At 59.4% G+C, this 10,794-nt stretch carries 6 protein-coding genes; 3 read left to right on the top strand and 3 right to left on the bottom strand.

Annotation, left to right across the window (positions count from 1 at the left end; all coding sequences use genetic code 11):
* Positions 1-109: 109 nt before the first annotated feature.
* Positions 110-3,286: an immunoglobulin domain-containing protein gene (locus J5J06_10750; GenBank protein MCO6437556.1), complete on the top strand. Its 3,177-nt coding sequence runs from the start codon at positions 110-112 to the stop codon at positions 3,284-3,286.
* Between the two features lie 136 nt (positions 3,287-3,422).
* Here the strand turns inward: J5J06_10750 and J5J06_10745 are convergent, their stop codons facing one another.
* The 3 genes from J5J06_10745 to J5J06_10735 all read right to left on the bottom strand — a co-directional run bounded on the left by J5J06_10745 (position 3,423) and on the right by J5J06_10735 (position 7,993).
* On the bottom strand, positions 3,423-4,595 hold the full coding sequence (locus J5J06_10745) for a glycosyltransferase family 4 protein (protein MCO6437555.1): 1,173 nt from the start codon (positions 4,593-4,595) through the stop codon (positions 3,423-3,425).
* Positions 4,596-4,663: 68 nt separating this feature from the next.
* Positions 4,664-5,836, bottom strand: coding sequence for a glycosyltransferase (locus tag J5J06_10740; protein MCO6437554.1), 1,173 nt, complete (start codon positions 5,834-5,836; stop codon positions 4,664-4,666).
* A 162-nt stretch (positions 5,837-5,998) separates the two neighbouring features.
* On the bottom strand, positions 5,999-7,993 hold the full coding sequence (locus J5J06_10735; GenBank protein ID MCO6437553.1) for a PKD domain-containing protein: 1,995 nt from the start codon (positions 7,991-7,993) through the stop codon (positions 5,999-6,001).
* Between the two features lie 488 nt (positions 7,994-8,481).
* On the opposite strand from J5J06_10735, the gene J5J06_10730 reads away from it, so the two are divergent.
* Entirely contained in the window at positions 8,482-9,234 is a 753-nt protein-coding gene (locus tag J5J06_10730) for an ATP-binding cassette domain-containing protein (protein ID MCO6437552.1), read from the top strand.
* Positions 9,231-10,778: an ABC transporter permease subunit gene (locus tag J5J06_10725; GenBank protein ID MCO6437551.1), complete on the top strand. Its 1,548-nt coding sequence runs from the start codon at positions 9,231-9,233 to the stop codon at positions 10,776-10,778. The genes J5J06_10730 and J5J06_10725 overlap by 4 nt, the downstream gene beginning before the upstream one ends.
* Positions 10,779-10,794 lie beyond the last annotated feature (16 nt).

Below are 10,794 nucleotides of genomic sequence, written 5' to 3'. Positions count from 1 at the left end.
CGTGCGGATCGAGGAGCTTGGGATGATAGGTTCGTGGATCCGAAGTCCGCTAGCCATCTTGGTCTGCTTGTGCGTTTCAATCGGGGCGCGTGGCCAGTGTGTTCAATGGGTGAATCAGAATATCGACCCGCCACCCAAGCCCCTCGGCGTACCCACGGGTTACACCTGGTCGCCGACTTTACTTACGCTCGTCTACGATAGTCGTCGGCACGTCACCGTCGCATTGGGGGGAACCGTTTCTCCCCAGAACACCGGAAAACTCCCGGTCTTTCAGTATGACGGTACCCAATGGGCTGAGGATTATGTTCTTGGCATGCCACCCTGGCGGGACGTCGGCGGCGCCGCGTTTGATATGCTCCGGGAGAAGCTGGTCATCTACGGTGGCTGGATCAGCAACACGCAACATCCCATCGATGAGCTCTGGGAGTACGATGGCACCAATTGGCAGCAGCGGGAACACGTCGAACCTTGGCCGCCTTCGACAATTGACGCCCCGATGGCCTTCGATCCCTATCGCGGCCGGCTGATCATGCTGGCTGTTTCCCACGCCTTCGACGGTACGTGGGAGACGTGGGAATGGGACGGAGACGTCTGGGATCGGGGCCCTGACTTGGGTCCGGTATCTCCGGAGAGTATGGTTTTCGACACTTGGCGCAACAAGGCCTTCTTGTATGCCGGTCAATACAACGGATATTTGGAGCAAACATGGGAGTACACGCCGGGTGCTACTGCCGCCCAGGGCGTCTGGCAGCAGATCCCGATCACCGGCGATCCCTACACGACCCGAATCTCCGCAGCGCTGGCGTACGACCCTCACCGTGGACGCATCATCCGACACGGCGGGAGAGATTCGACCAACATTTACGGCTACAACCCGGCAACCTATGTCTGGGACGTCGCTGCCTCGCGCTGGATATACGTGGATACAATGGGTTATGAGGACCGCCGGATGGCGGCAAGCATGTGCTTCGACACGTACCGCGATCGTGCTGTGCTCTACGGCGGGATCAATTCTTACATCGACAATGATGGAGTCGGCCGGTCTACCAATTTCACGGATACGTGGGAGTGGCTTCAGGAGTCACCCGCCCTCGCGGATCCGACGGCGCCGAACGATGTGACCAGTTGCCCCGGGAGCAGCGCAACCTTTGCCGTGACCGCCATCGGTGGGCCCTACGATTACCAATGGTTCAGAGAATCGAGCCCCATTCCCGGCGCATCCGGCACGATCCTCTTTCTGCCAAACGTCGGATACGGGGACGCTGGATCATATAATTTACGAGCAAGCAATCCGTGCGGCGCCATGTTCAGCCGCAACGCGTATCTCAGCGTCCCGGTGCCCGTCTCCTGGGATCGGAGCGTACAGTGGCCAGCCTGGACCTGCCCCGACGTCAGCGTCTTCATCCAGCCCAGCACTCCGGCGGGAACGGACGTTGTACTGGAGCTGCAGCGGTTCGACGGCGAGTTCTGGCAGGCGGTCCCGGGGCAACGCACGGGCGCGGGCGGCAATTTCTATCTTGCGAATCTCCAGAAGTCCGACACCGGGGACTATCGCGTCGTCGCAAGCAACCATTGCGGGACAATCGTCTCCGATCCGCACCATATTCAAGTCGGCGTTACTTTTGATGGCCAACCTGCAAGCCAGTCGCTCGCGCCCTGCGATACGGCCGTATTCTCGGCCCCCGCTCAGGGTTTCGCTTACGTGGACTACCAATGGCAGCGGAACGGGAACGACCTTGTAACCGACGGCCGGATCACCGGCGCGACCTCCTCAAATCTGACCATCGCGGGTGCACACTTTGAGGATGAGGGAGTCTATCGTTGCCGCGTCACGGATGGCTGCGAGTCGGTCTATTCCAATCCCGCCTTGCTAACCTTGCCCACGCCGGGGTGGGTCCATCGGACCAGTTCCGGACCGGTGCGTCGCCTGGCCTACACCACCGACATGGCCTACAACCTGCATCGCGGAGTAAGCGTGCTGTACGGTGGCTTCGGGCCGGGGGACTACCTCGACGACACTTGGGAATGGGATGGAGTGGAATGGACACAACGCTTTCCGGCGCATAACCCAGGTAAACGTGGCCAACATGAAATGGTATTCGACACGACTCGAAACACGGTCTTGCTCTTCGGTGGCTGGTCGGCTACGGCCGGGCTCAACGCCGACGTTTGGGAATATGACGGTATAGACTGGACGCTGCTGACGACCTCTCCCAATGGACCGACCATCGATTACGGCAAGCAGGGTGACGTTGCGTACGATTCAGCGCGTGGCAAGATGATTCTCCTGGCCGAATACGTCTACGGCCCGACGCCGACGAACCGCACCTGGGAGTTTGACTCGCGGGCTGCAACCTGGCAGGAGACTTATACCGGTAACGGGCCAACGCCCTACGACACACCGATCGTATTCGACCCTGTGCGCGGCTATACGCTTGCTCAAGAATACGGTCTCGTGGGTTCGTGGCAGGGCTCATACGCCTATGCGAACAATATTTGGTCTGCATTCAGCGGGGCGGCCGTGCTCCAGCGGTACTGGCCCGTGATGGCTTACGACACCGTACGATCGCGGCCCACGGCCTACGGATGCTGCCGCAATATTGGCTCTCCCAGTGCCTACCACACCGATACCTACGCCTTCAGCGGAGATCAGTGGCAGCAGATCCTTCCCGAATTCCATCCCAATCTCTTCGATGCCGAAGTCCCCGCCGCCATGGTGTTCGATACCCGCCGCCGTGCAATGGTCATGGTCGGCAATACCTACAACAATTCCACCGGGCAGAATCCGCTTGACACGTGGGAGTACCGCTACCTGGATGAGGTCGTATTCGATCGCCAGCCCGCCGATGTGACCGCGACCTCCGGACAGGAGGTTAGCCTCGAAGTCTTTGCAGCGGGAGCGTCCAATCTGGCATACCAATGGCAGAAGAACGGTATGCTGCTGGCCGATGGCCCGGGTCCCGACGGCTCGATCATCTCCGGTACCACGACGGCTTCCTTGTCGATCTTCTCGACCCAGCCAATGAACTCCGGCGAGTACGCCGTTCAAGTGACGAACCGATGTGGATCAAAGATCAGCGCGTCAGCCCAATTGCAAATATTCCTCAACGGAGACTGCGACGGAAACGGCAATGTGGACCTTGTCGACTTCGAGGAGATGCTTGCCTGCCTCGGTGCCCCGAACGCTCCTGTTCATGTCGGCTGTGCGTGCTTTGATCTGAACGAGGACGGTGCCGCGGACCTACGTGACTTTGCCGCGCTTCAGTTGAATTTCTTGAGGGGATGATCTGAACCTCGCGCGTCAGACGGCATCCCCATGCAAATTCTCCGAGGATCACCCGCGTGTACTGTGTATCGTCCCGTGCGTAAGATTCGATTGGTGGCCAGTCGAACGGACGCGAAGGCTCGCTTGGGGGTTTCTCCTATCCCCGGTTCACGACACCTTCCAGAAAGCGCACGAAAGCGGCGGAGATGATCGCTCGATCGTATCGCGTTTCGGCCAGACGGCGCGACGCTTTCCCCATGCGATGCGCTTCAGTGGGATCGTCCATTAGTCGCGCGATCGTGCGAAAACAGTCTTCAGCGTCACCGGCCCGATAGTTGAGCCCGCAGCCTTCGCGCTCCACAAGTTCGGCGCATTCTCCGGGGATCGTGTTGAGAATCGCCGCGCCGGCAGCCATGTAATAAAAAATCTTGTTTGGGAAATAGATCAGGGCATGCGGAAACGAAGCATTGAATCCGGCATCAGCTTGCGAGAGCAGGCACACCCACTCTTCGAACTCCAGAAACCCGGTCAGCGTAACATTTGACAGATTGTTTTCGTGAACGATTCGCTCCGCCTCCGTCGACAGCTCTCCCCGACCCGAGAGGAAGAAACGAGCACGCGTGCCGAACTTCTCCTGGCATTGGATAGCAGCCCTGACAATCGTGAGGAAATCATATGCATGACTGAGGCTGCCGGAATAGAGGAACCAGATTTCATCTTTCCCTTTTTGCCACTTGCCGCCGTATTTTTTCCTACCTGCTGCGACAGTCGCGTCTACTTCATCGAGCGTTACGCCGAGCGGGAAGACGCCCCGGTGTTCTTTGAGGCCGCCGACCGTGATCCCGCGTCGAACATAGCCTTCCGCCACGCCGACAATTCCCTTGGCAAGGCGATACGCGTGGCGCTCCATCGAATATTGGCGCGACAGCAAGAGACCGCCAAGCCACCGCAGTGGCTTCGGGAACAGTCTTCTGAAATTGTCGGGCCACTGATCCTGAATATCGATTACCGTCGAGATTCCCATGTCCTTGCCAATCTTCGCCGCCTCGGCCGCGGACCCGAGCGGTGGAGAACTTGCCAGAATAATGTCAGGCTTGGGTTCCATCACAGCGGTGCGCGCAAATTCCCGCGCATACGCCGCATGGCTCTTGAGGCGAGCAAGCGATATGTTCTTGGAGTAGCGGGGCGTCGGTACAAGGCGTATATCCATACCACGGGCATTCGCAGCTGACCGAATCGCTGCGGCGTCTACGTTCCGCTTAAAGCGATGCGAGAAGTCGCTTGACCACCACGTGACTTCATGGCCCGCATCTCGCAGGGCGTATGCCAAATGGCCGTACCGCCCGAGTTGCTCTTTCTCGCCAGGTAACGGGTCAAACGGGTTGATGAGCCATACCTTCATCGCGTATTCCGATCGCGGTAAAGTTGTTGCAATCGCCTCGCGAGCGTACCGATAAATTTCTCGAGTGTGTGTTCCCGAGCGACGGCTTGACCCGCCCGCCCGCACCGCGCTCGCAGGGCTTCGTCGCTGATGTATCGACTGATCGCATCGGCGATCGCCGTCGCGTCAGCGCAGGGAACAAGCAAGCCTGTTTCTCCCGTTCGAATCAGGTCGGGCACGCTGCCCACGCCGGTGGAGATCACCGGCAGACCCCGGGCCAGGGCTTCCAACACAACACGCGGGCTGCCCTCCGATAAGGACGGAAAAACGAAAAGGTCGGCTTCATCATATTCGGCGTATAAGGAGCCACCCATTGGGATATAGCCACGGAAATTTACCCGATCTGCGATTTGGAGTGTCGATGCGCGGTCGCGCAGCCACCGTTCCTCCGGACCTGCACCCACCAATCGAAGTTCGACAAACTTGCCGCGCCCATAGAGAATTTTCACTGCGTCCAATAGGTGTCCCAGCCCCTTCATGTGCTTCAGGTATCCAACGTACAGCAGTCGCGGAGGCTGGTGGAGCTGGTAGTCCGTACGCTCGACAATCTGTTCTTGGCTGAAAGTGCTCGAGACGATCGGTTCCATGCGATCCGTGATCTTGCTCAGCCTCTTGCACACCGCCCGCCCGTTGATCACTGACCAGGTGCGTCGCATTACGCGCGTCTGAATGGCGAAGTCAAATCGGTACGCCATTCGCGCGAATCGTCCGTAGAGCCCACGATACCGCTCGCCGACGCGGAGCACCTCCCACGGGTCAGACGTGAAGTGGTACATGAACGGCGTTCGTCGTCGCCGACCGAGAAAATAGAGCAGATACCCGTATGGAGCCGTGTTGCGGCAGTTGATCGCATCGACGCGTCCAATTTCGCGCCGGAATATTCCGTAGAGCTTCGGGAGATGCCACGTAGCTTGGATGTGCGTGCGGAAGTCCGGAAGGTCGACGATACGGACATTGGGGGCGTGTATCAAACAGCCGCGGTAATCGGTCTCGCTCGTTGCAACCGGGGCGAAGATGGTCAGTTCTTCGAAGTGCCGCGAAAATTCCTCAAGGTATCGCGCGTAAGGGCCGTACGTCTCGTAGCCGTTCTGCCCCTTGAACAGCGGTCCGTGATAAATGCCGAGCCTCATATCGCTCCGCGCTGAATCTACATTCTCGCAGATTCATCCAGTTTTGATTTCTACACGAAACAGGATGATGCGAAACCCTCGCGCCTGTTCGTATGCCGTGTGTCTTGCGTCGTCGCGGCGCTGGCAGATCATAACGCCACGGCGGGCGTCCGTCAGCCGACGCTACGGCGTAGCCGGTGTCAGTGTCGATAACGTGTGTGCCACCTGCCGGGCATCCGACTCGTATCCCGTATAGAGGAAGAGCCCATTGACGTTGGTCGGCGCGCCGTCGGACGCACTCCAAAGATATCGCCGGTCCAGGACATTCCGGATCAGAAAGTAGGGGTACAGGCCGTTGTCCGGACGTTCCGTGGACAAGTGGACGAAAGCGGCGAAGATCTCGTACTCATAGGTTATCCGGCAGTTCTTGTGTGGAGCGTCGTAGTACGTGCTCGAGGCAATTCGCGTCCTCCCAAGCAGGCCATAAAGGTTGTTGGGATGATAAGCGGCGCCATGCGAACCGGACGGTATGACAAAATCAACGTGGGCTCCCGCTGCCGCGAGCGTGATGGCTTGGCTCATCCGCTCGTAATCTGCCGGTGGAATCGGGTTGGAAAGATAGTCATCCAGCGGGACATTGCTGTAGGCCTCACAATCCAGCGCGGTGTAGTCGGCACCCAACGCCGTCGCCTCCCCTTGCACCTGCTCGATGGCGGCAATATAGAACTCCGGATCGAAGACCTCGTCCATGCCCTGAAATTCGTGGAAGTTATGCCACAACTGCCTCGACCAGATCACTTGGGCACCATATTCCCGGCATATCCGAATTGCGTTGAGCACTTCGGGATCATCGAATGCTTGCTCGACGAAATCGCCGCCGAAAAGAAACACGTGCGTAATCTGTCCCGAGGATAGCGCGTCTTCGAGAATGTTCGGGTCGTACTGGCGATCAAACGACCAGATCACCGGAGCCGGCGGTCCCGGCGGATTGCCGCTTGGCGGGTTGATGTAATTGGACTGACTTCGGTATCGGACACCATTGACCGAATAGAAGACACTGTACCAAACCGTTCGGCCGGCAGGAATCTCGATCGTCGCGCTGTAGAGTCCTTGGTTGTTCGGGCCGTCGGCGGGGATTTCCGTGTCACGGCACTCACAGCAATCGAGCAGGAGCGTGACTTCGCTCGGCTGTACACCCTGCCAGAACATCCAGGTTACCTCCGCCTCTCCCGCCGGCTGCGCACCACGCGGCTGCTCGACAAACATCACGCCTCGGCCCGACTCGGCCGGACTCACTGCGACGCTTACCGTATCGTCATCAAACTGCTCTCCCTGCGTTGCCGTTACACGGAATACGTAAACAAGCCGACTGCCGGCCGGAGGCGGAACGAATGAAATCGAGTTGCGGTCGGCTCCGTCAAGCAGAATGGAAGGGCCGGACGTCTGCCGCCATGCGTAGTGAATCGGTGCGGACGACTCTGTGGCAACTTGTGCCGTTATCCGTACGGTGGTACCCGGCGTCACCGTACGATCCGGTCCGGCATCAACGATGATCGGTCGAACGACTTCGGCGGGATCGACCGGGTCGGCTGGATCGGCCGGGTTGTCGCTCTTCGGAAACACCGTGATGGAGACCACGTCATCCGCAACCTCGTTATTCTGCACGGCTGTGATTCGGAATCCATACGCATGCTGTACGTCTGCAAATGGCGCCGCGAAAGAGAGACTAGAGGTCGTCGGGGAGCTGAGGGTAACCTCCGGACCGTAAGTCTGTTGCCAGCGGTACCGGATCGGTGCAGTGTCCTCGGTTGTAACCGTGGCACTGAGTCGTACCGTGTCTCCCGCGGTCACGAACTGGTCAGGTCCTGCGCTTACCGCAATAGTCGACGGAGCTTCGGCCTCCGGTGTCGTGATTGGTTCGGAATCGCCGGAGAGTTCCAGCCGTTGTCGAATCTCGACCGTGTCGTAATCCGGAGCCCTAAGAGTGAGCGCGACGCTGTAGTTGCCCGGCCAGGAATACGCGTGCGCAGCGCTACATCCCTCTGCCGAGCGTCCGTCGCCGAAATCCCATCGGCATTCAAGGCCGATGGGAAGCGTTGTCGGCTCAGGTATCGGGGCGAATTCGATCGCCAGGCGATCGCAGCAGAACGCCCGGGACGCTTGGAACGTCAATTCCACCGGCCATTCGTTGATGATACCTGCAGGTTCGATAACTTGTTCTTCATTCTGCGGCGGATTCAACGAATCCGGAGGACGATTCAAGTCAGGCAGCGTTGTCGGGACACTACATCCAGCGCAGAGCAGGGCGGCAAGAACAGGTCGCCGCAATCGTGATGGCCACGAAGTGTATTTCCGAACCCGTTGCGATAACAGGCCCATTCTGTCCCCTCCGAGCGGAGGCACCTTGTCGGCGCATGGACGTCGCCGGGCCGAATGCTCAGCCCGCACAAACGCCCCAACTTTCCCTTGTTGATTCTAAAATACGGGTCAGCTCGAGCGTGCCGCGCAAGTCCGATCATGTGGTGCCTACGCTTGATCTCGCGTACCATGAGCATTGCCAGATACGAACTGGCGGCCATCGCCGCGACATCAGAAGAAATCCAAACAGCCCAGTCGGTCTGCATGCGACTTCTCGGCGTGGCCGGCGCAACAGAGAAGGGCTTCGCATGCTGGAACTGGTGGGCGCTTCAAAACGATTCGGTACCACGCGGGCGTTGGAACGTACCGATCTCCTGGCCGAGGACGGACGCACGACGGTTCTCATCGGCCCCAGCGGGTGCGGCAAGTCCACAATTCTCCGCCTGATCAACGGGCTCATCGAGCCTGACACGGGGCAAGTCCGCGTCAACGGAGCACCATTGACCCATCAGAACGTCCTTGAGATGCGGCGCCGAATGGGGTACGTGATCCAGGACGGCGGATTGTTTCCGCACCTTACCGCGCGGAAGAACATTTCGCTGATGGCGCGTTACCTTCGGTGGAATCAGAAACAAATCGCGGAACGCATGGCGGATTTGGTTGCATTGACGCATTTTCCGGCGAGTGCCCTGAGTCGTTATCCGGCCGAGCTATCCGGTGGCCAGCGACAAAGAGTGAGCCTGATGCGGGCGTTGATGCTCGACCCCGATTTTTTGTTGCTGGACGAACCGCTGGGGGCGCTCGATCCCATGATTCGCGCCGAGCTTCAGCGAGAATTGCGGGACATCTTTCGAGCCCTGCGCCGCACGGTTGTTCTCGTTACGCATGACATGGGTGAGGCGGGCTTCTTCGGCGATAAGATCGTGCTGATGCGGGAGGGACGGATCGTGCAGCAGGGCGTGTTCGAAGATCTCGTCAACTGTCCCGAAGATGACTTCGTCGAGGCGTTCATCAACGCTCAGCGAAGCCCGCTTTCCAACATGGGAAAGGCAGCTTCATGAAGCAAGTCCGGCCCGCGTTCCCGCCGTTTCTTTTCGCCACCTTTGCCGGAATATTGGCCGCCATCCCGGTCCGTGCGCAGAATTCTCGCGACGAAGCAGTCTCGCCCGCGCCGACTATCCGCATCGGTTCGAAGACGTTTACGGAGTCCGTCATCCTCGGCGACATTGCCGCGCTGCTTGTTCGCAACGGCGGTGCGGACGTGTTGCATCGCAAGGCTCTCGGCGGAACACGCATTCTCTGGGAGGCTTTGCGACTCGGGGAGATCGATATTTACCCCGACTACACGGGCACAATTCGTCAGGAAACGCTGTCGCGACTCGAGCTTGACAATGACGCGCAACTGGTTTCCGCACTGGACGATTACGGCATCGGCATCACGCGCCCGATCGGATTTAACAACACGTACGAAATCGGTACGCGACGGGATATCGCTGAGAGCCTGGGTCTTCGTAACATCAGCGATCTGGCGGGATACCCCGATCTCCGTTTCGGATTCAGCAACGAATTCATGGATCGTGCGGACGGGTGGCCGAGCCTCCGCGATCACTACGGGCTCCCTCAGCGGGATGTTCGTGGCATGAACCACGATCTGGCCTACTCCGCCTTGGCGGAGGGCTCCATTGACGTTATCGACGTGTATTCCACCGACGCCCGTATTCGGCAGTTCGATGTCGTGCTACTGGGGGACAACCTCGCCCATTTTCCCGTTTATGATGCCGTGTATCTCTACCGCAAGGACCTTGAACTCCGCGCGCCGGAAGTGATCGCCTCACTTCGGCGGATCGAAGGCCGGATTGATGCGAGCACCATGCGGCGGCTCAACGCCCGTGTGACCATTGATGGGGAGCCGGACCGCAAGGTTGCCGCCGAGTTTCTGGCTGATTCCTTGGGGCTGGAGATGTCTGTTCGCGTGCAGACGCCGTGGCAGCGCATCGCGCAACGCACGAAGGAGCACCTTACATTGGTCCTTGTTTCCCTCGCAGCCGCGATCGTCGTCGGGATTCCCCTCGGCATTCTGGCGGCGCGCCGGCCACGGGGCGGTCAGGTCATCCTCGGAACCGTCGGGATCATCCAGACAATTCCGTCGCTCGCGCTGCTCGTGCTCCTGATCAAGCCATTGGGACGCGTCGGATCACCGCCGGCGATTGTGGCCTTGTTTCTGTACAGCCTGCTCCCGCTCGTGCGCAATGTCTACGCTGGGCTCCAGGACGTATCGCCATCGCTGCGCGAATCCGCCGATGCCTTGGGCTTGACCAGGAGGGCGCGACTTCTGCGCATTGAACTGCCGATAGCGGCGCGCACCATTCTGGCGGGTGTCAAGACGGCGGCCGTGATCAATATCGGCTTTGCGACGCTCGGTGCGCTGATCGGTGCCGGCGGTTACGGCCAACCAATCCTCACGGGTATCCGCTTGAATAACTACGCGCTCATTCTCGAGGGCGCTTTGCCTGCGGCCGTGCTCGCGCTCGTGGCGCAGGGGTTATTTGAGATTGCCGAGCGCGCATTTGTTTCGAAGGGATTACGACTTCGTACCGCCAACTAATGGGCGTTTTCGACTT

The organism is Phycisphaerae bacterium (assembly GCA_024102815.1).
Lineage (GTDB): Bacteria > Planctomycetota > Phycisphaerae > UBA1845 > UBA1845 > JAGFJJ01.
The sequence above is the reverse complement of the archived record's forward strand: the minus strand, read 5'-3'. Positions and strand labels throughout refer to the sequence as shown.